Here is a 21,864-nt window from a genome sequence, read left to right as displayed (position 1 = left end):
TTATTCGTTCCATAATTAGTACCGGTCTAGTTCCCATTTCCATATTCCTGGAATTTAGGCATGATAATAATTGCCCCAGTCGGGCAGGGGGTTCATTTCCCTCTCGGACCATACCGAAACCCTTGATTTAATCAAGGGTTTTTTTCTATAGCTCTATAAAAATTTTTACTGGTTCTACCTTATATAAAATAAATCTATTTACCCCATTTAAGATACATCGTTAAAGTACAGCACTGTGTGCCCTGTGCTTCGGCATGGATGGTCAGCAGTATTCCTGAGGGAGTGTATTTTGCTGTGACGGGTGTGCTGACGCCAATGGATTTAATTAAGCGGTCCACTTCTGTTTGATTTCCGGCCTGGGCTGCTGCCATTAGGCTGGAGGCGAAGTGTGGGTCTGCAAATCTTTTTAGAATATTGCTGGCTTCATTCACTGTTTTTTGAAAGGCTGTCACAGAATAACCAAAGGTTGAGACATCGACTGCCGGGTATTGACGATGTACCGGGAACTGTGGGTATGGGTTGTAGTAATACATTGTGACGCTCCTTTTTTACATCTATGGTATGTCAAACAGGAAAATGGAGTGCCTTTAGGTAGGTTATGAGATCTTATGGCCGCGGCTTTAATTTATTTAAGTGAACCAAAAAGATTGGGTGACATAAGCTAAATAAAACATGTGTTTTTCTATTGTTGGGAGTTAGTCAAATGCGATTATTTACAAAAATTCGTATGAAACAAATAGCTGTAAATAATATTGATACAGCTTCGGGTATTTTTGTAGGTACAAATATTGCAAATAATTGGTCCTCACACCGCAAAAATAATTATGGCTTTGGATCTGTCAGTAACTCTGCTGTGTGGCAGAATTATAGCAATGTTCAAGATAATGATATCCTGGATACTCCTATCCAGAATCAATCTGTATCAAGAATGGACCGTGCAGATGGTTCGTTGGGAACCCAAGTGGATGTTAAAGAAATCAATATTAATGTAATAGATACTGCTTCTGCGGTTTCGATCGGAGACAATTTATTAACTGACTGGAGTTCACATCGAAAAGCAAATTCCGGATTAGGGAAAACGGTTGGAACGAGTATACTGTCCCAAAATGCTGCTTTGGTATCAGATCAGGATGTAATGGATGCGCCTATTGAAGATGTTCATGGAGGGAAAGAGGCCTGAGCCGCTGTAGGGGGGAATCAGCTTGACGGTGGGTGTAAATGTCGGGGCTATCAATATCAATTTACAATATACGAATTCAGCCATTGCAATAGGAGAGAACCAGATGCCCGCATGGTCGGCACATAGAAAGACTAATTCTGGCTTTGGTTTTCAGGCGGGATTTATCCTGGTATGTGAAAATACTGCTGTCATATTGGATCCGGATATTGTGGATGGCCAAATAAATAATATTACAGCAGGTCCGAATGTTCAAAGTCAGGCATACTAAAAATATGACACTGACATTCAGCCTAAAGCATAATTTATTATAAACATATGCAGCCAAAAAATAAGTCGAAGTAAGAGGTGGAATAGATGGCAATTCCTGCAGGAGTCGGGATCATCAACATTAATTCGCAGAATACAAATGCTTCATTAGGAGTGGGACAAAACCAAATGCCTGGCTGGTCATCTCACAGGAAGACAAACAACGGTTTTGGGATCCAGGCGGGGATGTTTGCAAATACGGCAAACTGGACATTAATTGCAGATCCGGATGTTAATGATGGAAATATCATTGATCCAGACTTTATTCCTTCTGCCCAAGGTCAGACGATTTAGTTTTATAGACAAGGATTACCGAGAAAAATCCGTTATTATCTAGGACCTATCACAGGGGCTGCCCATTTTTCATTGGCTGCCCTTTTTATTTTTTTTGAACCTGTGCTATACAGCAAACACAAGAGAAATAGTCATATAGAGGTTAGGAGAGATCTTCATCTTCTTCTTCAATTTCCAGTTCAGTGTTTAACATTTCATCTGCCAGTTTATTAAGTATCTGCTCATCGCTTTCATTTTGGAGAGCATCATAATGGAAAGTATCTTGAATATCTTTTTCCTTAATCGTAGCTAAGATTTCATGGATATCATTGTGATCCCCGTGGATGGAACCAAATCCCTGGCTGTGTTTTTTGTAATTAACAAAACCACTGGGAAGATTATTTCCAAGATTCACACAGGATGCTCCTTCCACTGTTCCGATGGAGATAGTGCCAATAAAAAAAGAGGGGGAGAAACGTTTCAAAGTTAACATCCTTTCCCTAATCTATTGTAAAAGGCATAGATTTTCCATTGATCTTTATGTCAATATCATGGATTTTCTCTTTTTCCATATCTTCATATTCCTGCGGGTCTGATTGGGAAGATGGACTTTCAGAATTTGCATCTGGTTTTCGATGGACAACAGGAGAAAACGTATTTCCAAGGTTTAGCATGCCGCTGAGATCTTGAATATCGAGTTTTTCAAGGTGGAATGCAAGCTCTTCAAGCTTTAATTCCTGCAGATGAAGATCCTTGACATCCAATTTAATAATTATAGTAGGAGTGTTCTTGTCCGGGATGGATTGCTCAAGCTGGTTTATTTTTTGATACAGCTCATCCAGTTTATTTAGTACTGTTTCTTCATCCATCGAGGTAATTCCTTTTTAAGATTTTTTTTTCACGGTGCCGGTACTGATGTTTACTTTATTATGCTGACCTTTAATGGTTCCAAACCCTTCATTGATGAATGATTGACTCTGCCTGCCTTTTTGTATATTGGCTCCTGCAAAAAAACCCGATGAACTATTCATAGTATCAATTCGTAAAGTATGATATTTAATGGTTGACATCAGTATTCTCCTTTTTCATTGAGGATTATGAATCACCGGAAGTATTGTTTCCTTTTAAAAACGGAAAAGTTATCCATAATATTCCGGATTCAAATGATGCGGACAGGTAATCCAATAAGCAGCTCTCGGGAATGAGCATTTCTTTTCTAAAAGAGCCATAAAAACGTTCACCATATATCATTTTCACGCTTTTTTGAGCAAAGAGATTTTGTATGGTACCTTCAACAATTAAAGTGTTTCTTCGTAATTTAACAGAGAAGTCTTCCTTTCCAGCCCCAGCCAGATCAACAGAAATAATATAGTGAGCATCGGATGCGAATATATCCACCCTGGGTTCAATAAAAGGGGCCACTTCATTCAATAAACCTGAAAAATCATCTCCCAGCACCTGCTTAACCTTGGGACGTAAATGAGGTTTTAGCATACAAAACCCCCTTGTTTTGTATGAGGCATTTATATTTAACTATATGTGCATTGTTGATCGCTATGCTATAAGAATTACCTGAGCATCATTGACCAGGGAAAATTACTGCATTCTAGATTTTCAGAAGTACTATGGAATTTCAATTCTTCAAAGGCTGCCTGTCACTGGCAAAGGGCGGTTCCTCCAGCCATTTCTTCTTTATGAATATTTCAAAAGGCCCCCAATGCCATGAAATTTGCCATTACCGATTTTCACAGCTTAAGGCGAGATCTCCCCTCATGGAGGCAGCAGCGGCTGTCCCATAATAAGAAATAGCCGCAGCCATTAAGAAACCGGAATGAAAGGTCAGGAGTTTTTCAGAGAAAGGTGAAATTGTAAAATCAGTTATTTCATTTTCAAAGACCTGGGGAAATGAAGATCTTCTTTGATCAGATATCTCAAAGAAGGGAAGATGTGGTTATATTTGAGTTTAATTAGATCATTGATGCACGTGGCCAGACGGATAGATGCTGTTTTTTTACAGCAGATTCATCTTTGTTTACTTTTCAAACTAAGTGCAGGGGTGCTATAATTTTTTAAATGGCACAAATTTTCAGTCAGAAAAACTTAGAATGTAAAAGGAGGACAAAAGATGGAGCACGTTCAATGGGGTGTATTAAGCACCGCTGATATTGCTCAGACTCAACTGATTCCAGCAGTCAACAGGGCTTCAAATGCAAAAATGACAGCGATTGCAAGCGCAAGCGGAAAAGCTGAAGAAGCAGCAAAGCGACTGGGAATCCCTAAGTTTTATAACAGCTATGAGGAACTTCTCAGGGATCCTGATATTGATGCGGTCTATATCCCGCTCCCTAACCATTTGCATATGGAATGGGCCATTAAAGCCATGGAGCATGGAAAACATGTTCTTTGTGAGAAACCGATGACATTAAATGCAGAGGAAGCAAAGGCCATCGAGGCTGCTGTAAAGAAAAACGGCGTGAAGTTCATGGAAGCTTTTATGTATCAATTTCATCCCCAGCACCAGCGTGTCAGGGATATTATCGCTTCAGGGGAAATCGGCGAAGTTAAAATGATGAAAGCTTCCTTCTCTTTTTTCCTGGAGCAGCGGGAAACGAATATCCGGATGAATAAGGATATGGGCGGTGGAAGTATTTATGATGTAGGATGCTATTGCCTGCATGCTATTCGAAATGTGTTGAGCACGGAACCTTTACATATTGAAGCGAAAAAACAGCTGGACCCTGTTTCGGGTGTGGACCTTTCCGCTGAAGGGTTTGTCACTCTTGAAAATGGTGTGCAGGCAGTGTTTGACTGCAGCATGGATATGTTTTCAAGACAGGAATATGAGATTATAGGGACGAAGGGAAGGATTCTCGTTCCAAGGCCTTTTAGACCGGACCTTTTCGGGGGAGAAGGACTTGTGATTGTCCAGAAGGATAAACAGGAGCGTGTTGAAAGGATACATGGCGATATTTATCTTTTGGAAGTTGAGCATTTTTCGCAGGCGGTCCTGGATGACACAGAGCCTGCATATGCTCTTGAAAGCTCCATCAATAATATGAGAGCGATTGATATGTGCTATGAATCCAATTTTCAGAATGTCTAGTTGTAAAAGATGAGTCCAGCCGCAGGCTGGGCTTTTTTTGCTCTTTGTGAAAGGTTTTATTTGACTAATGAATAAACCAGGTCCAAAATGTCTTTTGGACGCTTAGTATTTTATAAATTATCCACAATAATAGAATCGAGTGAATGAATAGGAGGCTGTATTTATGGCAGTTAGATCAGTGAAGTATTTGGAATATAAGGGTATTGAACTGGAAAATGATCGTTTTAGAGCAGTAGTTTTGCCGAGCGAAGGAAGCAATATAATTTCTTTGTATGATAAAACGAAAGAGGCCGAGCTTTTAAGAACTACAAGTGATGCAGAGGAATATAAAACAAGGAGAATGGTCTACGGAACTCCGGTTTTAATCCCGCCGAACAGAATCGAGGATGCGACTTTCACGTTTAATCAGCAGGTTTATCATCTGGAGATGAACCGTAAGAAAGAAGAAAATCATATCCATGGATTTGTCCACGATAAGGAGTGGACAGTAAAAGAAATGGACAGTGATCAAAATCGGGTGGTGACGGCCCTGGTTTCGGACGATTTTCCGCATATTATGGATCAATTTCCACATTCGTTCACATTAGAAATGGAGATTGAGCTGACGAATGAAGGACTAAAACAGACCTTAAAAGTCACAAACAAAGGAGATTCACTCATGCCTTTCGGATTAGGCTATCATACTACGTTCTATTTTGATAATGAAGCCTCCACTCTTCAAATGGATGTAGAGAAGGAGTGGGTACTCAACGATAGGAATCTGCCGACAGGAGAGCTGAAAGCAACCGATTATAAGGAGCCTCTTGCAAAGGGGATGCATCTGCAAGATGTCCGTTTCGATACGCCGTTTCCTATGACCCAGAACACGAAGGCCCTGATCCGGCATGAAAGCCTGGGAATTGAGCTTGCCTATGACGCGGCAGAAGGGTTTAAGCATTGGGTATTATTCACGGCGGACGGCAGGAGTAATTTTGTAGCGATCGAGCCATACAGCTGGATCACGAATGCCCCTAATCTGAAGCTTCCAGATGAAGTAACCGGCATGATGTCTATCGAGCCCAATGAGAATAAAGAATTTGTCGCCACTATAAGTGTCAAGCATTTTTAATAGACTGATGAGAGAAGTGTACGGTTTTTCTGTACTCTTTTCTTTCTTGCTTTTCAAAGAAAAAAAGCTCCGAATAAGACCGGAGCTTTTACGGGGTTTATGATTGATTATTCATTTCCCTTGCTTCCTCTGGACTTTGAAGCCTTGTGGCCCCATCATAATGAAGGGCCTGGTCTCTGTCAGATTCCACACGTCTTGACTCTTTCAGCTTTTTCTCCTGGCGGTCTTTTCCCATTGTTCTCTCCTCCTTTTCCATAATAGATTGGCCTTATCATTTTTCCTTTATTCTTTGTTTATTTTTAAAAAGAAGAGGGAATTTCAAGATAGATGCTTATTTAACAAGAAGGAGAGGATACTATGTCACAATCTAAAAATCCTTTAACTCAATATTTTAATGACGATTTTCCTAAACAATATCAGGAGCCTCCAGCGGTACAGGGGGAGATGATCCCGCTTCCGGACTGCGGGGAAAAGAGCTATAAGGGCTCAGGGAAGCTTGAAGGAAGAAAGGCGCTGGTAACTGGCGGGGACTCTGGTATCGGCCGTGCAGCGGCCATTGCCTATGCACGTGAGGGAGCGGATGTTGCGATTAACTATCTGCCGGTCGAACAGCCGGATGCTGAAGAAGTCAAAAAACTGGTTGAAGCGGAAGGGCGCAGGGCCGTGCTCATCCCTGGAGATATAAGCGATGAGGCTTTCTGTAAGGAAATGGTGGAGAAGGCCAATTCGGAGCTCGGCGGACTGGATATCCTGGCATTGATTGCAGGCAAACAGCAGGCCGTAGAGGATATTATGGACATTACGACCGAACAGCTCCGCAGCACATTTGAAATCAATGTGTTCTCCCTGTTCTGGACCATTAAAGCAGCGCTTCCGTATCTTAAGGAAGGAGCCTCCATTATTACGACTACATCTGTACAGGGATATAATCCAAGCGCGAACCTTTTGGACTACGCTTCTACGAAGTTTGCCATCAATGGGTTTTCTAGAGGACTGGCCAAGCAGCTGGCATCCAAAGGCATCAGGGTAAATTCAGTGGCGCCAGGTCCAATTTGGACTCCGCTGCAGATTTCCGGAGGCCAGCCTGGAGAAAAGATCCCGGCATTCGGTCAGGAAACGCCGCTGAAACGCGCAGGGCAGCCGGTGGAGCTCGCTCCGGTGTATGTGTTCCTGGCATCAACGGAATCCAGTTATGTGACCGCCCAAACCTATGGGGTTACCGGCGGAATTGAGCTGGCATAAAAATCGTGATGAAGGAAGACACTTCTTTTAATAAGGAGTGTCTTTTTTTAAATCGATGTTTTTCCTTCAAAAATTAAATTTCCCTATCAGCGGGAATGGGCTATACTGTATGTACTGTAAGATTCTTTTATTAAAAAGAGTGCCAGATGAATCAATCAGGAGGTAAGAAGATATGGCAGAAAACAATACTGAGCAGGTTCAGGACGCACAAAAGAAGAAAGTAAGCCTTCAGGATGCGATCAAACAGCAGCTTGCCAACAAAAAAAACCAGTCCGCAGGCGGCAGGCCCGTCACTGGCAATGTCCAGCAGGGAAAGAAAATGAAAAGCCAGCAGACTAAGAAAATCAGTAATCAGCGGAGAAAAATGGGCACATGATGAATCCGCAGAATAGAAGTGATATCAAGCCTGGCATTTCTGTAGACATTGTCTTAAAGGCTGACCAAAGAACAGGGAAAACCACCAGCGGGACAGTAAAGGATATTTTAACAAATTCCAGCTTTCATCCGCATGGAATCAAGGTTAGGCTTACAGATGGCCGGGTTGGACGAGTTAAAACCATCCACCAGGAATCTTAACCAAATTAAACGAAAAGCCCCCTGGAGACAGTTTTTTTATCTGCCTCCAGGGGGCTGTTTACTTATGGAGCGCTGCTATCTTTTTTTCTTTTTAGCTGGATCGAGGAGAGCCTTGTTTTTATTTACGGCTGCTAGCTCGACCTGTACAATGTATTTTTTATTGTCATCGATGCATTCCACACTCGAAATCTTGCCTTTTCGCCCTTTGATGGTTAAAGGTGCACCCACCTCGGGAAGACGTGCCAGCAGCTGATTCAGCAGCAAATTTTTATTTTCATAAAAATACACAACGAACATGCGGTCTCACCTATTTTCGATGGGATGGATATAAAGCGCTTTTTTATCCTCATCTAAATATATGAAACGGGATTAAAATAGACCCCGGTTAAGCCATAAATTTTTTTTTAGGATTGGCTGACTTCCGCTATAATTCCTTCTTCGTCATCAAGGACCAGGGTGATGCCTGCATAGGGATCCCTGTGCAGGTATTCGTCTAGGAATAGCCGCAATGCTTCTATGAGGTTGGCGGTGATCAGTACCTGCTTTCGTCCTCCGGTATAGACTTCAGCTGAAAATCCATAATCATCCTCATACAGCAATTCCACTTCAACTTCTTCAGGCCTTATTTGTTTTTTTCTTGCGATATATAAACAGACTGCGTTGATGATATCCTGTTCAGAAATGATTAATTTCTCCATGAGGCAGAATCCCTTCCATTCCGTTTATTTTTATTTCTGAAAGAGAAAATCGTACGGATCAAAGAAAATACGATATAAATGGCCAGGATATTGACCAGTAAACCAAGGAGCGAGCCCATCATTCCCATGTGTGCAAATAGGCTGCCAAATAGAAATCCAGCCAGGCCGCCGATCATGAGGGTTTTCATCAGACCGCCTTTAAAGAAGCTGCGTTTCCCGGCAGGCTTAGCGGATGTAACAGGACTTTGTTTTTTATTTTGAAAGTAGGAGCTGCGGTTTGTTGTATTTCCGTTCATTTGAAAGCTTCGTTTTCCTGATTTATATCCTTTTGCTTCAACCGTCTGATGATCCTGGAATACGGAACTTCCCACAGGTGTGAACAGTATGGCCGAAGCAATAATGGCTGCTAACAATTTTTTCATTTTTATTCCTCCATTAGTGGTTTTTTTGAAACGTTGATGGTCATTGGAGCAGTACAGATCCTGATTCATCCCTCCTGAAAAAATATAAAAGACCTTTACCAAAGCTGGCAAAGGTCTTGAAATAATCAGTTTTATCCCTTTACCAATATGGCAAAGGTCTCGCAAACAACGTTACGTTGCCAGCCATGCCGGTGATGGTACGCCACCACGTATTGACGACAGGGCTGTAAGCTACTCCCCTTTGGAGTATTATGCTTTTTTAAATGCTGAACAACAATTCAGCTTACTATTATCATACTATGAAATGAAAACTGCGTCAAATTTCCGGCCTGCGATTATCCAGGAGAAGAAGGGGTATTAAAATATTTGAAAATATATTATATTAAAATATGTTACAATAGTAGAAAAAATACTAATGAATTAGGGGTAATTTGCTATGATGAAAGATTTGTTTATGGGACTCTCTCAAAATGAACTTCTAAATACTGCCGCTAAAAAATATGGACTTAAATTAGGGGCGCAAAGTGTGGTTGCGGGGACAAATTTGGAACAAGCCATTCAAAGCATTAAAGAACTGAATGCCCAAGGAATTTCTTGTACCGTTGATAATCTAGGGGAGTTTGTCTTTAAGAAGGAAGAAGCGCTTGAAGCCAAAAAGCAAATCCTTGAAGTAGTGGAGGCCATCCAGGAGAATGGGGTTGATGCCCATATTTCCCTTAAGCCATCTCAGTTAGGACTTGATATCGACTATGATTTCTGTCTGGAAAATGTAAGAGAAATCGTAGACAGAGCAAGCCGTTATGGAATCTTCGTAAATATGGACATGGAAGATTCAAAACGATTGCAGCCTTCATTCGATATTTTGGAAGTGCTTTCGGAGGAATATGAAAACGTTGGCACCGTTATTCAGGCGTATTTCCTAGAGGCGATGGAAGATCTAAAAAAGTATAAGAACTTCCGTTTGCGAATTGTAAAAGGAGCCTATAAAGAACCGGCAGAAATCGCTTATCAGGAAAAGAGCGATATTGATAAGAACTTTATTGAACTGATTGAATGGCATCTTTTAAATGGTAAATTCACATCCATTGCCACACATGACCATAAAGTGATCAATCATGTAAAACAATTTGTAAGGGCTAACAATATCCCAAATGAAAAATTTGAATTCCAAATGCTGTATGGCTTCCGCAAAGATCTGCAGGTAAAGCTTGCATCAGAAGGCTATAACTTCTGTACCTATGTACCATTTGGCCAGGACTGGTACGGATACTTCATGCGCCGGCTGGCTGAAAGGCCGCAAAACATCAATTTAGTGGCCAAACAGGTTTTCAACAAAAAGACCAACACCATAATAGGTGTAGCAGCCGGTGCGTACCTGCTGGGAAGACTGACTAAGAAAAAATAAGACAGCAGAAAGCTCCCTTCGTCTGAGGGAGTTTTTTTGTTTTATCGGCAGATAGACAACAGGGGTGTGGCTGAAAGCAGGGCTGGCTTTGCGGGAGATCCGAAGAGGGGCAGGGTTCGGACAGATTGAAGCGGAGTGAAGGGAATTTAGTCTGAAGTGGTTCAGGTTTGGACAGGTTGAGGCGTCTGAGGAGAAAAGTAGTCCGAAGGTGGTTCAGGTTCGGACAGGTAGGAGCGTCTGAGGAGAATAGCAGTCCGAAGGTGGTTTAGGTTCGGACAGGTAGGGGCGTCTGAGGAGAAAAGCAGTCCGAAGGTGGTTCAGGTTCGGACAGGTAGGGGCGTCTGAGGAGGAAAGTAGTCCGAAGAGGACCAGGGATAGGGAAGCCGGCAGCAAAATCAGCAGAAAAACTCAGCAGGTCTCATACCCTCATACATAAATTAGTGAGCCCTAGCTCTTCAATCCCTACACAGCCATTATTCGCGCATAACATTCGCGCACAAGGAATGCAAGATTGCCCGGGATTTCATTTAAGGGGATGATACCCTGGAAAAATGTAAGAAATATACTAATATATCATTTTTTCTTGACTTAGTATGGAAGTTGTCCATATAATGTTCTTTATAATTTAAATAGCATTCGGATGAACCATTCAGGAGAAGATCTTTGGATCTACCGATGGGGCAAGAAGCTAGCTTTCTAGCTTTGAAACTCTCAGGTCTTGGCTTACAAGTAGAACTGCATGGGGACGAAACTCTGGAGAGACTCCCTTAAGCTTTCAGGCTTAAGGAAACAGAGCACCGAAGGAGCAAATCCGCTTTTAGATAAGCGGATAATCTTTCAGGTAAAAGGACAGAGACAAGCCATAGGACCAGCCGGTACGTGTGTATCCGGTTATCTTTCCTATTCCTTGTATCTCCAGAGACCATTTCGATTGTAGAAATGGTTTTTATTTTTGGGCAGGCATCTTGTGCCGGAGATATACAGGCATGCGATGTCTCCAGTAAAAAAGGAGATTAGAAATCATGGACCAAGTATTAGAGACTGTCAATAAGTATGTGTGGGGACTGCCCACGCTTATTCTTCTTGTCGGTACAGGGATTTTGCTTACGATAAGATTGGGAGGGTTTCAATTCAAGAGCCTTTGGCTGGCTCTTAAGCTGGCTTTTGGCAAAAATGACGAATCCTCCTCCTCTTCTGGGGATATAAGCCATTTCCAGGCGCTCATGACGGCAATGGCCGCTACTATCGGGATGGGGAATATTGCAGGTGTTGCCACCGCAGTGGCCATTGGCGGGCCGGGCGCGGTTTTTTGGATGTGGGTGACTGCCTTATTTGGAATGGCGACTAAATACGCGGAAGCAATTTTAGCCGTAAAGTTTCGGGTGAAGGGACGGAATGGGGAATATTCCGGCGGCCCTATGTATTATATAGAAAAAGGCCTTAACCAAAAATGGCTGGCCGTTCTGTTTGCCATTTTTGGTACCTGTGCGTCTTTTGGGATTGGAAATATGGTCCAATCTAATTCAGTGGCTGAAGCCATGAAGCTCAATTTTTCCATCTCTCCGGTCTTTACAGGTATTGCTGCAGCCATACTTGTGGGAGCTGTAATATTAGGGGGTGTCAAGAAGATAGGGAAGGTGGCCGGGTATTTTGTTCCGGTTAAAGCGGTCTTTTATATCGCTGCCGGGTTAATCATTGTACTCTTTCATTTCGATCAAATTCCGTCTTCCTTCCAGCTGATTTTCTCTGGTGCTTTCCATGGTACAGCTGCCACCGGTGGATTTATCGGATCTGCGGTTACCACTGTCATCCAGATTGGTGTGGCACGGGGAGTATTTGCGAATGAAGCAGGACTCGGAAGTGCTCCGATTGCAGCGGCAACCGCCAAGACAGATTCTCCTGCCAAGCAGGCGCTGGTTTCAATGACTGGAACATTTTTGGACACCTTTGTGGTATGTACGATCACAGGACTGGTACTGATCACAACAGGTGCCTGGAAATCCGGTAAAACGGGTGTAGAGGCTACGACGCTTGCTTTTCAGTCTGTTTTTGGAAGTGCGGGCAGCATCATACTTGGCATCGCAATTGTTCTTTTTGCCTTCTCGACCATGCTGGGCTGGTCATATTATGGTGAAAAGTGTGTGGAATATCTTTTTGGCAGCAAAGCAGTCCGGTTTTACAGATATATCTTTGTCGGGATGGCTGTAGTGGGGGCGAACCTGAAGCTTGGAGTGGTATGGACCTTCTCCGACATAGCCAACGGACTCATGGCGATTCCGAACCTTGTAGGGCTCATTGGCCTTAGCGGAGTTGCTGCCAGGGAAACAAGACTTTTTCTAAAGAACAGAGAAAGCAGCCGTCATAAAAGCAAGGCGGCATAGCGAAATACAGCAGTATGGCCGCATTCATACAGCGGCCTTTTTTACTGAGTTTCATACATGACCTTACCAGTCAGGGCGGTGTCGTAATCCCCAAGAGATGCCACTTCTGTCTGGAATTCTTCAGAATCCAGGATCTCTTTGGCTGTTTGGATCAGCGGCTGGGTTGCGGATGTTTTAAGAATGGCGAGATCATACCTCTCTGAGATAAGCGGGACAAAATCAATGCCCGCAAGCTTGGCTGCTTTTTCACTTCCAATTCCGGCATCTGCTTTCCCGGAGGCAATGCTTGAGGCAACGCTTAGATGGCTGGTTTCCTCTTGGTCATATCCCACTATCCCGTTAGCGGGAATGCTGTTCAGCCTTAACTGTTCATCCAGTAGGATGCGTGCTCCGGATCCTTTTTCCCTGTTTACAATTCTGACATGCTTTTGCTGCAGATCTCTACAGGATTGTATTTGCAGTGGATTGCCTTTTTGAACATAAATTCCTGCTTTTCTCGACATGAGATTGATTAAGATGTAGGAATAGCCCACAAGGATTCTTTTAATATACGGAATATTGTATTCACCGGTATCTCCATCAAACATATGGAGGCTGGCAATATCGCATTCTCCGTTGTACATCGAAATGAGGCTGTTAAGACTACCGGTGTGGGAACGCAGTGTTTTATAGCTGGATTTCTTTTCAATATACTTCCCGAAAATATCAAGAACCAGATCTTGTCCGCTGATAACGATTTGGCTTGTGCTCCTCTTGAAACTGGATGGAGCTGGATCCTTAGAAGGTGCCGATATTCCGGAGCTGGATTTATGATTATGAATAAAATGCTCAAGATCAACAGCATCAATCCGCATCTGCCTTCCGACCCGGAAGACAGGCAGTTCCCCTTTTTTGACCAGATCATAAAGAGTCAGTTTGGAAACTTTTAAAAGCTGTGACACCTCTTCAATCGTATAGGAAAGCTCCTTTTGCATATGCATCCCTCCTTGTCTTATTTTAACGTACCTTCCGTACAAAAGCATATTCCTGCGAAACGTTTTGCATAGCAGACCTCCAATGAAGGAATTTTGCAGATTTATTGGCATGGCTCATATATGTGAACTGGGCCATGGTACAAGAATTTACCGAGTTATGTAATATACATAGGATAGAAGCACTTCATGGACAACCTTCAAAAGCAGCCTTTTTATTCGATGGAGGAAAGCGATGATATTTAATAAGAGGTACCGTGTAATCCGCACTCTAGGTGAGGGAAAGACCAGTACTGTGTTTTTTTGTGAAGATATTTATACAGGAAAAAAGAGGAAAAAAGACTGCCGTAAAAAAGATGGAGGATATGGCTGCAGCCTTTAAAGAGTCTCAGCTCCTGAGCGGAATACCCCTCCATCCCCATCTCGTAAGTCTGCGTGATTTCTTCCTTCGGGGCCAATATGGATATCTCGTCATGGAGTATCACAAAGGGAGCCGTCTTGGATATTTCCGATGTTCATTGAATGCAACGGCAGGGATCTAAGGGTGACCTTCCGGAATGCAGGGCTCGAAAGGGAGTGGAGAGAAACCCATGCTGCTCCCATGAAGTATACTGCATATCTTGCCCGCAAAGAGAAGAGAAGGAGAGCATAACGTTGTATTCGGACAATAAAAAAACCGGGCTTCTGACGAGGCCCGGTACTTCATTATATGATTAAATACGTTTTGCTCCAATGAACTTTGGCTTCCAATAACTGTTATTGGTAGCGGAATAAGAAACACCTGCAGAAGTAGCAGCATGAATCATTTGTCCGCTGCCGATGTAAATAGAAACATGAGTGGGTCTTGCTGCCTTATTAGGAGCAAAGAACATCAGATCTCCAGGAGACATCGAGCTGACTCTGGTTCCTTTTGTATACATTTCAGCAGCTGTGCGCGGCAGGGTTTTGCCTGCTTTGCCAAAGGAATATTTTACCAGGCCGGAACAATCGAAACCATTCGTGGACATGCCGCCCCATACATAGGGAGTGCCCAGTTCGCTTTTAGCAACTGCTATAGCCTTGCTTCGGTAAGAAGCGGAAGCAGGTGCGGCGACCTTTTTAGAAACAAGATATTTCGCACTGACATAACCTGTTTTGGAAGAAGCATTTATCTTAGCCCAGCCATTCGACTCGGAATAGACTGTGACTTGTGTATTATTTGCTAATTTAGATACAATAGCCGCATTTGCTGATGCGGTTTTTCTAACATTCAGAGTTCCCGAACCGACTTTGACAAATTTCGTGGAAGTGGTACTTGCGGCAGCCTCACTCATTAATGGTGAAACACCTAAAAACATTATTGCAAGAGACAGGAATGCGATAATTTTTTTCAATTTAGTATTTTACCCCCTGGTGTGAAGTGCTAAACCTATTATAAACAATTGAATATAACAGTGGCATCACAGAAATATTACGGTTATATTACAAAATATAGGGAAGTTTGGCACTTCATAGCAAAACTACCTGCAATTTGTTGAAAAATAGGGAAGTTTTATATAAATACGCTTCTGAAACATCGCTTTTCCTGTCTTTTGTTTTTACAGATTTATGTCATATGAAAATAGAATGTAATAAAACTTGCGGGACAGCTCTTAAAGGAAATTATATGGTGGGATCGTTGTGGGAGTATGGGGGTGGGTACTCGTCACCCGCGAGATGGCTGTATGGGGGAGGATACTCATCTCCAGCGAGATGGCCGGGGGCGCCGCCTGCGCCTGCTCCCGAGATTGAGATGAACAGCAAGAGGCATAAAGCTAAAGTCTTTTTCATATATTTCCTCCTAAATATTAATGATTTGATTTTTTAATGTAGTTTGTGCGTACTCATAGTAGTAGGAAGATTGTTTGTACTTCCGATTTTTTTTGTAGTAGGAGGCAAGGATTTCCGCATACTGTGCTTCAAGCAGAAATAAACCGTTCTTCTTGAAATAAGGGATGGCCACCTTTCCGCAGTAAAAAACGAAACTATCAAAATCCTCTTTCACAAGATAATGGAATACCTTGTATTCGTGAATGATCTGGATGTTGTTGGCTGGAAGCTTGTCTGTGTATTTTTCTGCTTCATATAAATATTCCTCTAATAAATCACCCCTCTCAAATTCATAGCACATATTCATTATGGCTATAAGAGTCATCAGCTTTCCTGATACATTCGTTTCCTCCTTCAGCTGGAGGCTGTTCCTGAAATGCTTAAGAGCTTGGCTGAATTGTTTTTTTACATAGGAAAGCTGGCCGAGATTGTGCTGTATGATCCCGTTAATGACCTTGGACTGTTCCTCTTCAGCAAGCTTGCCTGCCCACTTATAATGAGTTTCCGCTTCGTCATATTCTTTTACTTTTTTAAAGGAAATACCTAAAAGGAGGTGGCATTCTGCACTTCTTTCACGGAGATAAAGCTTTTGAAAAATTTCGAGGGCCTGATTGGTATACAGGATGGCCAGGTAGGGCTTATAAAGATGGCCTGCAGAAAGTCCGAGAGAATAAAATATATCTGCCCGCTCATAGGAAGAAAACGAAGAATCCAATAGAGATTCTGCACTTTTATAAATTTCATAGGCTTCACTGTACATGTGTTTTGTATAAAAGAGGTTGCCGTGAAATTTATAATAGTAGAAAAGCAGCTCTTTATTAAAGTCCTTTTGGACACTGGATAATTCTTTTACCTTATTTTCAGCTTCGGTTACCAGCCCCTTTGTCAGATAATATCTTATGCTGATTAAGTCAAATAGAGTGATGTTATCAAAGGAAGAGGGCTGCTGCAGCTTATATTCTAATTCTGTAAATAATTCATCCGCCTTCTCTGTCTTTTTATCGAGGATGGTTTGGTACCATTCCTGTAATTCCTGGGAAAGAGCGGAGTCGTTTGTAATCCCTTCTTCAATACCGAGTCTTTTATACAAGCTTTCTATGATTTCCGGGCTGGCAGTGATCTGCTCATTTTCGATTTTGGATAGGTAGGAGATTGAGATGATTCCAGTTGCTAGTTCTTCCTGTGTGAGGGATTTTCTTATTCGGTGATATTTAATATTTCTGCCGGCTGGCATTTCTTTCTCTCCTTTGCGGGCTGATATGCCTATTATAAAACATTTCATTAAAAATTTGTAGATATTTTTTCCAAAATATTTACAAATTTAGTTAAAAATGCTACGATAGGAAAATGTATAATAAAATTATCTATTTAAATATATTTTTCTTGATTTATTTAAGAAATATTTCCTAAATTAGTAGAGGAGAATAAAAAATGTTTAACGAACGTGATGCATTAAAATTAAGGCTGGAGCAGCTGGCTGTTACCGAAGAAAAGGCCATGAAGGAATTCAGGGAAGAAAGAAGAGAAATCATGAACCGGCTCCGCGAGCTGGATGCTTTGGGACGCAGCGAAGCGGATAGCAGGAAAATTGCTGGGACTGCTCTTGCTTCAGACCGGAATGAGAGGGAAGCCTTACACTTCAATGGAGAGGGAGCAAAGGGAGCTGGCCTTGAAAAGCAGGAAAAAGCAAATAAAGGCTACCACAAAAAAACCATTCTTCTTAGAGACGCAGCAATTAATATCCTTAAGCGCCACAACACAGCGATCCCCCTTATTCAATTAAAAAAGGAACTAGAGAATGCAACCGGGATTGAAATTAAAAACATTTCATTATTTATGACCAATCTGGCAAAAAAGGAAAAAGTGCTGAAAAAGGCAACACATGGACAGTATATGTATGTCAGAGACTGAACTTGAAAAACATAAGTGTTTTGTAGTAGGAAAATTGCTTTGATATCCCTTTATCTAGGAAAATTTTCCTTGAGAAATGATATTTCGCTGTATATTCTATAAATCTAAAAAAGAAGGCAAATTCATATAATCATGATGTATGCTATCCTGAATCCAACTTAAAAGATACAGGTGGGATATGGATGGAATTCACAGAGAGAGAAGCCTTAAAGCTGCGCCTTGAACAGCTTGCACAGCATGAACGAAATGTTTTGGAACAAATTCAGCTTGAAAGAAGAGAGCTTCTGGACAGAATGAAGGAATTGGATGAAAAAGAACGGCAGGACGCTCTCCATATAGATCCTCCCTTTCATTATTTTTCAGCGCTTATATATAAGAAGATATCGAATTAAATAGAGAAAAAGAACTTGCATCATTTAACCAGGAAGGAATTTCACTGACTGGGTTAAATGGGCTTTTTTTTTGGTGTTTTTCATTAAAAAGGGCTGAGATTCACGCATGCCTGCTGCGATAACTATATCTTAAAAGCTTATGATAAAAGCGGAAAGACAACTTAACCCCCTTAAAAACAGTGGATTAATATGAAATAAAAAATCAGGTTTTCTGCATTATCATATGAATAATTGTTATTGTCAGAAAAGAGTTTATATTCTATAATTTTAAGAAAATTGTGTTTTACCAAGGGGGAGACAGCATGAAATTATATCTTTCAGTGGATATGGAAGGAATAACGGGTCTTGTGGACCATACACATGTGGATTCAGGAAGACATAATTATGAACGCGGCCGGCGGATCATGACAGATGAAGCTAATTATGTCATTACAGCTGCTTTTGATGCGGGATGCAGTGAAGTGATCGTGAATGACAGCCATTCTAAGATGAACAACCTGCTGATAGAAAATCTGCATCCCGAAACACAGCTTATCACAGGAGATGTAAAGCCTTTTTCCATGGTTCAGGGGCTTGATTCCAGCTTTGGCGGGGCCGTTTTTGTCGGTTATCACGCGCGTGCCTCATTAATGGGGGTGATGTCCCATTCGATGATTTTCGGTGCGAGGAATTTCTACATAAATGATACAGCTGTAGGCGAGCTTGGGTTTAATGCTTATGTAGCAGGCTATTATGATGTGCCGCTGTTAATGGTAGCAGGGGACGACAGGGCGGCTCTTGAAGCAGAGCAGCTTATCCCAAATATCACGACTGCAGCGGTAAAGCAGACCATCTCAAGGTCTGCAGCCAAATCCCTTACACCGGCAAAAGCCGGACAGCTCCTTCGTGAAAAAACGGCGGCTGCCATAAAAAATAAAGACAAAGTCAGGCCATTGACACCCCCGGATAAACCGGTTCTTGCCATCGAATTCGCGAATTACGGACAAGCAGAGTGGGCTGCGTTAATGCCGGGGACAGAAATCATCCCGGATACAACAACGGTAAGATATCAGGCCAAAAATATACTGGAAGCGTATCAGGCGATGCTGGTCATGACAGAACTTGCTATGAGAACATCATTTTGTTAGGAAGTGACGGGCCTTGAATTCGTATTTCGTTAAAAGGGTCATCGCCATGTTTGTTACTCTGTGGCTGATCATAACACTGACCTTCTTTTTAATGCATTCCATACCGGGAAATCCGTTTGCCACCGATAGAAATACTAATGAGGCGGTACAGAAAAACCTCAATTCCTTCTATCATCTGGATGACCCGCTATATGTCCAATATGGCTCCTATCTTAAATCACTGGTTACCTTCAACCTTGGCCCTTCTATCAAACAATCCGCATTTACTGTGAATGAACTGATCGGCAGGGGATTTCCTGTATCCATGGAGCTTGGGCTGTGGACGCTTGTGGTAGCTGTAGTATGCGGTATCCTCCTTGGTGTTGTGGCCGCCTTAAGACATAACGGCATCATTGACTATTTAGCCATGACCCTCGCAGTCATCGGGATTTCTGTACCCAATTTTGTCATGGCAACTCTATTAATTCAGCAGTTTGCGGTAAACTGGCCCATTTTCCCTGTTGCAACATGGTCAAGCCCGATGCATATGGTCCTTCCTATTTTAGCTCTTGCATCCGGGCCCATGGCAATCATCGCAAGGCTGACAAGATCGAGCATGATCGAGGTACTTGCACAGGATTATATCCGCACCGCCAGGGCAAAAGGGCTCTCGCCTGCAAAAATTGTATTTAAACATGCACTGCGCAATGCGCTGATGCCTGTTGTCACCCTGCTTGGAGCGCTCGCTGCAGGGATTTTGACCGGGACATTCGTCATTGAAAAGATTTTTGCCATCCCGGGGATGGGCAAATATTTTGTAGAGAGTATCAATCAGAGGGACTATCCCGTCATTATGGGGACCACAGTATTTTACAGTGCAATATTAATTATTATGCTTTATCTGGTTGACCTGGCCTATGGCATCATTGATCCCCGCATCAAACTCGGAAAAAAGGAGGGATAATAGTGGCTCTAAGAAAACAGCACGAAGGTTTCGAAGAATCTGTTATTCCTGATGAGTGGTTTGTACCGAAAGTAAAGGAAAAAGATGAGGGAGAACGAGTTTCGAGACCGTCCCTTTCCTATTGGAAGGATGCATGGCTGCGCCTCCGGAAAAATAAATTGGCAATGGCGGGACTGATCTTCTTGATCCTTCTTGCCATCATGGCGGTGATCGGCCCGATGATTTCTCCCCATTCTGTCAGCGAGCAGAACCTGAGGAATCAGAATCTCCCTCCTTCCGGCGAGTACTGGTTCGGCACCGATAAGCTAGGAAGGGACATGTTTACCAGAACCTGGTACGGAGCTAGAATATCACTGTTTGTCGGGGTTGTCGCTGCACTTGTCGATTTTGTCATCGGTGTCCTTTATGGAGGGGTATCCGGCTATAAAGGCGGCAGAACGGACAATATCATGATGCGTATTATTGAGATTCTGTATGGACTGCCCTATCTTCTGGTCGTCATTCTATTAATGGTTGTAATGGGGCCGGGCCTGACTACCATCATTGTCGCACTCTCCGCAACAGGATGGATTGGCATGGCGAGGATTGTCAGGGGGCAGGTGCTCCAGATCAAGAATTTTGAATATGTTTTGGCATCCAAGAGCTTCGGGACGAAAACCACCAGAATTATTAGGAAGAACCTGCTGCCTAATACCATGGGACCCATTATCGTGCAGATTACGCTGACTGTTCCGTCTGCCATTTTCTCTGAAGCATTCCTGAGCTTCCTGGGATTGGGTATTCAATCTCCTTATACCTCTTGGGGGATGATGGCGAGCGACGGGCTTTCAGCCATCATCACCGGACAGTGGTGGCGCCTTGTATTCCCGGCGTTCTTTATATCTGCAACGATGTTCGCATTCAATGTTCTTGGCGATGGCCTTCAGGATGCCCTTGATCCAAGGCTGAGGAGGTAGCATCATGGAAAAAGTTCTTGAAATTAAAGATCTTCATGTTTCATTTAGTACATATGGCGGTGATGTGAAAGCTGTCAGGGGTGTAACATTTGATCTTCATAAAGGAGAAACTCTTGCCATTGTCGGGGAATCCGGCTGCGGGAAGAGCGTCACCTCTCAAAGCATTATGCGGCTGATTCCCAGCCCTCCCGGTAAAATTACACAAGGAGAAATCCTATTTAAAGGAAGAAATCTTACAAACGTTTCTGAGACGGAAATGAGAAAAATCCGCGGGGCGGATATTTCAATGATCTTCCAGGATCCGATGACCGCTTTGAATCCGACCCTTTCGGTCGGGGAACAAATCATCGAAGGAATCAGGCAGCATAAAAACATCGGCCAGGCAGAAGGCAGAAAAGCAGCCCTTGAAATGATGGAGCTTGTGGGAATTCCAAGCGCGGCAGTCCGAATGAAGCAGTATCCCCACCAGTTCTCGGGTGGAATGAGGCAGAGAATCGTGATTGCCATGGCGCTGGTCTGTCAGCCTGAGGTGCTGATTGCCGATGAACCGACAACGGCACTTGACGTAACCATTCAAGCACAGATTCTGGAACTGTTCCGGGATATACAGGAAAAGACGGGTGTTTCCATTATCCTGATCACTCACGATTTAGGGGTTGTCGCCCAGGTTGCAGACCGGATTGCCGTAATGTATGCGGGGAAAATTGTTGAAACCGGAAGCCGAAGGGAGATCTTCTATAATCCGCAGCACCCCTATACAAGAGGGCTGCTGCGATCGGTTCCGCGGCTGGATGCCGATGATGCAGAGCTTCTTCCGATTGACGGCTCTCCTCCGGACTTGTTTTCTCCTCCTGCCGGCTGTCCTTTTGCCGCCAGGTGTGAACATGCGATGGAGGTATGCTCCAGGGTCTACCCTAACAAAACCCGGCTCACAAGCATACACCAGGTAGACTGCTGGCTGCAGGATGAAAGGGCGCCCAAAAAGATGGCAGCAAGGATATAAAACATACATATTAAAAATT

At 42.9% G+C, this 21,864-nt stretch carries 31 protein-coding genes and 1 riboswitch; of the genes, 17 read left to right on the top strand and 14 right to left on the bottom strand.

The features are described 5' to 3' along the window. Nucleotides 1-194: 194 nt before the first annotated feature. Nucleotides 195-533, bottom strand: a complete 339-nt coding sequence (locus tag H539_RS0103170) for a YuzC family spore coat inner layer protein (protein WP_026692314.1) — start codon at nt 531-533, stop codon at nt 195-197. Between the two features lie 170 nt (nt 534-703). Here H539_RS0103170 and H539_RS27650 point away from each other — a divergent pair, with 170 nt between their 5' ends. The 3 genes from H539_RS27650 (at nt 704) to H539_RS0103155 (ending at nt 1,780) form a co-directional block, all read left to right on the top strand. Then, nucleotides 704-1,180, top strand: a complete 477-nt coding sequence (locus H539_RS27650) for a hypothetical protein (protein WP_035321826.1) — start codon at nt 704-706, stop codon at nt 1,178-1,180. A gap of 22 nt (nt 1,181-1,202) precedes the next feature. Beyond that, complete coding sequence (locus H539_RS27645) at nt 1,203-1,448, top strand: hypothetical protein (protein ID WP_035321824.1); 246 nt, start codon at nt 1,203-1,205, stop codon at nt 1,446-1,448. Between the two features lie 86 nt (nt 1,449-1,534). Beyond that, on the top strand, nt 1,535-1,780 hold the full coding sequence (locus tag H539_RS0103155; protein WP_026692312.1) for a hypothetical protein: 246 nt from the start codon (nt 1,535-1,537) through the stop codon (nt 1,778-1,780). A gap of 142 nt (nt 1,781-1,922) precedes the next feature. Here H539_RS0103155 and H539_RS0103150 read toward each other — a convergent pair whose 3' ends face one another. The 5 genes from H539_RS0103150 to H539_RS33365 form a co-directional block, all read right to left on the bottom strand. Beyond that, nucleotides 1,923-2,174, bottom strand: coding sequence for a hypothetical protein (locus H539_RS0103150; protein ID WP_026692311.1), 252 nt, complete (start codon nt 2,172-2,174; stop codon nt 1,923-1,925). 85 nt (nt 2,175-2,259) lie between these two features. Continuing rightward, complete coding sequence (locus H539_RS0103145) at nt 2,260-2,628, bottom strand: hypothetical protein (protein WP_026692310.1); 369 nt, start codon at nt 2,626-2,628, stop codon at nt 2,260-2,262. Between the two features lie 15 nt (nt 2,629-2,643). Continuing rightward, on the bottom strand, nt 2,644-2,829 hold the full coding sequence (locus H539_RS0103140) for a hypothetical protein (RefSeq protein WP_026692309.1): 186 nt from the start codon (nt 2,827-2,829) through the stop codon (nt 2,644-2,646). Between the two features lie 25 nt (nt 2,830-2,854). After that, a complete protein-coding gene (locus H539_RS0103135) occupies nt 2,855-3,217 on the bottom strand; it encodes an Hsp20/alpha crystallin family protein (protein WP_162144680.1) in 363 nt (120 codons plus the stop codon). 277 nt (nt 3,218-3,494) lie between these two features. Further along, nucleotides 3,495-3,689: a DUF3231 family protein gene (locus tag H539_RS33365; RefSeq protein WP_155889934.1), complete on the bottom strand. Its 195-nt coding sequence runs from the start codon at nt 3,687-3,689 to the stop codon at nt 3,495-3,497. A gap of 195 nt (nt 3,690-3,884) precedes the next feature. Here H539_RS33365 and H539_RS0103130 point away from each other — a divergent pair, with 195 nt between their 5' ends. Then, entirely contained in the window at nt 3,885-4,862 is a 978-nt protein-coding gene (locus tag H539_RS0103130; protein ID WP_026692307.1) for a Gfo/Idh/MocA family protein, read from the top strand. Nucleotides 4,863-5,025: 163 nt separating this feature from the next. After that, nucleotides 5,026-5,970, top strand: coding sequence for an aldose 1-epimerase (locus tag H539_RS27640; protein ID WP_051348418.1), 945 nt, complete (start codon nt 5,026-5,028; stop codon nt 5,968-5,970). Between the two features lie 97 nt (nt 5,971-6,067). On the opposite strand, the gene H539_RS30580 is transcribed toward H539_RS27640, so the two are convergent. Next, the gene (locus H539_RS30580; protein WP_081415772.1) at nt 6,068-6,205 is read right to left on the bottom strand and encodes a YpzI family protein; all 138 of its coding nucleotides are present in this window, start codon (nt 6,203-6,205) and stop codon (nt 6,068-6,070) included. 122 nt (nt 6,206-6,327) lie between these two features. Between H539_RS30580 and H539_RS0103115 the strand changes: the two genes are divergently transcribed. The 3 genes from H539_RS0103115 (at nt 6,328) to H539_RS0103105 (ending at nt 7,788) form a co-directional block, all read left to right on the top strand. Next, nucleotides 6,328-7,212 (top strand): SDR family oxidoreductase, encoded by an 885-nt coding sequence (locus H539_RS0103115; protein ID WP_026692306.1) that lies wholly within the window; start codon nt 6,328-6,330, stop codon nt 7,210-7,212. 172 nt (nt 7,213-7,384) lie between these two features. Then, the gene (locus H539_RS0103110) at nt 7,385-7,588 is read left to right on the top strand and encodes a hypothetical protein (RefSeq protein WP_026692305.1); all 204 of its coding nucleotides are present in this window, start codon (nt 7,385-7,387) and stop codon (nt 7,586-7,588) included. After that, the gene (locus tag H539_RS0103105) at nt 7,588-7,788 is read left to right on the top strand and encodes a YwbE family protein (RefSeq protein WP_026692304.1); all 201 of its coding nucleotides are present in this window, start codon (nt 7,588-7,590) and stop codon (nt 7,786-7,788) included. Before H539_RS0103110 ends, H539_RS0103105 begins: the two co-directional genes overlap by 1 nt. 75 nt (nt 7,789-7,863) lie before the next feature. Here H539_RS0103105 and H539_RS0103100 read toward each other — a convergent pair whose 3' ends face one another. The 3 genes from H539_RS0103100 to H539_RS0103090 all read right to left on the bottom strand — a co-directional run bounded on the left by H539_RS0103100 (nt 7,864) and on the right by H539_RS0103090 (nt 8,908). Then, nucleotides 7,864-8,085, bottom strand: coding sequence for a hypothetical protein (locus H539_RS0103100; protein ID WP_026692303.1), 222 nt, complete (start codon nt 8,083-8,085; stop codon nt 7,864-7,866). A gap of 107 nt (nt 8,086-8,192) precedes the next feature. Further along, nucleotides 8,193-8,486: a YxcD family protein gene (locus H539_RS0103095; RefSeq protein ID WP_026692302.1), complete on the bottom strand. Its 294-nt coding sequence runs from the start codon at nt 8,484-8,486 to the stop codon at nt 8,193-8,195. Next, nucleotides 8,474-8,908, bottom strand: coding sequence for a hypothetical protein (locus H539_RS0103090; protein WP_026692301.1), 435 nt, complete (start codon nt 8,906-8,908; stop codon nt 8,474-8,476). The genes H539_RS0103095 and H539_RS0103090 overlap by 13 nt, the downstream gene beginning before the upstream one ends. A 436-nt stretch (nt 8,909-9,344) precedes the next feature. Between H539_RS0103090 and H539_RS0103085 the strand changes: the two genes are divergently transcribed. Together H539_RS0103085 and H539_RS0103075 are read left to right on the top strand one after the other, a co-directional pair. Further along, a complete protein-coding gene (locus tag H539_RS0103085) occupies nt 9,345-10,313 on the top strand; it encodes a proline dehydrogenase family protein (RefSeq protein WP_026692300.1) in 969 nt (322 codons plus the stop codon). A gap of 743 nt (nt 10,314-11,056) precedes the next feature. After that, a riboswitch (glycine riboswitch) is annotated at nt 11,057-11,176 on the top strand. A gap of 159 nt (nt 11,177-11,335) precedes the next feature. Beyond that, nucleotides 11,336-12,694: an alanine/glycine:cation symporter family protein gene (locus H539_RS0103075; protein ID WP_035321821.1), complete on the top strand. Its 1,359-nt coding sequence runs from the start codon at nt 11,336-11,338 to the stop codon at nt 12,692-12,694. Nucleotides 12,695-12,735: 41 nt separating this feature from the next. Here H539_RS0103075 and H539_RS0103070 read toward each other — a convergent pair whose 3' ends face one another. Beyond that, a complete protein-coding gene (locus H539_RS0103070; RefSeq protein ID WP_026692298.1) occupies nt 12,736-13,668 on the bottom strand; it encodes a substrate-binding domain-containing protein in 933 nt (310 codons plus the stop codon). Nucleotides 13,669-13,970: 302 nt separating this feature from the next. Between H539_RS0103070 and H539_RS31305 the strand changes: the two genes are divergently transcribed. Further along, nucleotides 13,971-14,207, top strand: coding sequence for a hypothetical protein (locus tag H539_RS31305; protein ID WP_155889929.1), 237 nt, complete (start codon nt 13,971-13,973; stop codon nt 14,205-14,207). A gap of 171 nt (nt 14,208-14,378) precedes the next feature. Here H539_RS31305 and H539_RS0103055 read toward each other — a convergent pair whose 3' ends face one another. From H539_RS0103055 to H539_RS29990, 3 genes are all read right to left on the bottom strand, one after another. Then, complete coding sequence (locus H539_RS0103055) at nt 14,379-15,038, bottom strand: C40 family peptidase (protein WP_081415771.1); 660 nt, start codon at nt 15,036-15,038, stop codon at nt 14,379-14,381. A 268-nt stretch (nt 15,039-15,306) separates the two neighbouring features. Then, nucleotides 15,307-15,474 carry a hypothetical protein gene (locus H539_RS31300; protein WP_155889928.1) on the bottom strand — a complete coding sequence of 56 codons (168 nt, stop codon included), beginning with the start codon at nt 15,472-15,474 and terminating at the stop codon, nt 15,307-15,309. A gap of 10 nt (nt 15,475-15,484) precedes the next feature. Further along, nucleotides 15,485-16,747: a helix-turn-helix domain-containing protein gene (locus tag H539_RS29990; RefSeq protein WP_026692296.1), complete on the bottom strand. Its 1,263-nt coding sequence runs from the start codon at nt 16,745-16,747 to the stop codon at nt 15,485-15,487. 197 nt (nt 16,748-16,944) lie between these two features. On the opposite strand from H539_RS29990, the gene H539_RS0103040 reads away from it, so the two are divergent. The 6 genes from H539_RS0103040 to H539_RS0103015 all read left to right on the top strand — a co-directional run bounded on the left by H539_RS0103040 (nt 16,945) and on the right by H539_RS0103015 (nt 21,845). Beyond that, nucleotides 16,945-17,424: a Rok-like winged helix domain-containing protein gene (locus tag H539_RS0103040; RefSeq protein WP_026692295.1), complete on the top strand. Its 480-nt coding sequence runs from the start codon at nt 16,945-16,947 to the stop codon at nt 17,422-17,424. A gap of 182 nt (nt 17,425-17,606) precedes the next feature. Beyond that, complete coding sequence (locus tag H539_RS27630) at nt 17,607-17,816, top strand: hypothetical protein (RefSeq protein ID WP_035321819.1); 210 nt, start codon at nt 17,607-17,609, stop codon at nt 17,814-17,816. 302 nt (nt 17,817-18,118) lie between these two features. After that, nucleotides 18,119-18,943: a M55 family metallopeptidase gene (locus tag H539_RS0103030; RefSeq protein ID WP_026692294.1), complete on the top strand. Its 825-nt coding sequence runs from the start codon at nt 18,119-18,121 to the stop codon at nt 18,941-18,943. Nucleotides 18,944-18,956: 13 nt separating this feature from the next. Continuing rightward, nucleotides 18,957-19,886, top strand: a complete 930-nt coding sequence (locus H539_RS0103025; RefSeq protein WP_026692293.1) for an ABC transporter permease — start codon at nt 18,957-18,959, stop codon at nt 19,884-19,886. Between the two features lie 2 nt (nt 19,887-19,888). Continuing rightward, the gene (locus H539_RS0103020) at nt 19,889-20,842 is read left to right on the top strand and encodes an ABC transporter permease (RefSeq protein ID WP_026692292.1); all 954 of its coding nucleotides are present in this window, start codon (nt 19,889-19,891) and stop codon (nt 20,840-20,842) included. A gap of 4 nt (nt 20,843-20,846) precedes the next feature. Further along, nucleotides 20,847-21,845, top strand: a complete 999-nt coding sequence (locus H539_RS0103015) for an ABC transporter ATP-binding protein (RefSeq protein WP_026692291.1) — start codon at nt 20,847-20,849, stop codon at nt 21,843-21,845. Nucleotides 21,846-21,864 lie beyond the last annotated feature (19 nt).

Origin of the sequence: Peribacillus kribbensis DSM 17871 (genome assembly GCF_000430765.1) — a bacterium.
In the GTDB taxonomy this organism is placed as follows: Bacteria; Bacillota; Bacilli; order Bacillales; family DSM-1321; genus Paraperibacillus; species Paraperibacillus kribbensis.
The sequence above is the reverse complement of the archived record's forward strand: the minus strand, read 5'-3'. Positions and strand labels throughout refer to the sequence as shown.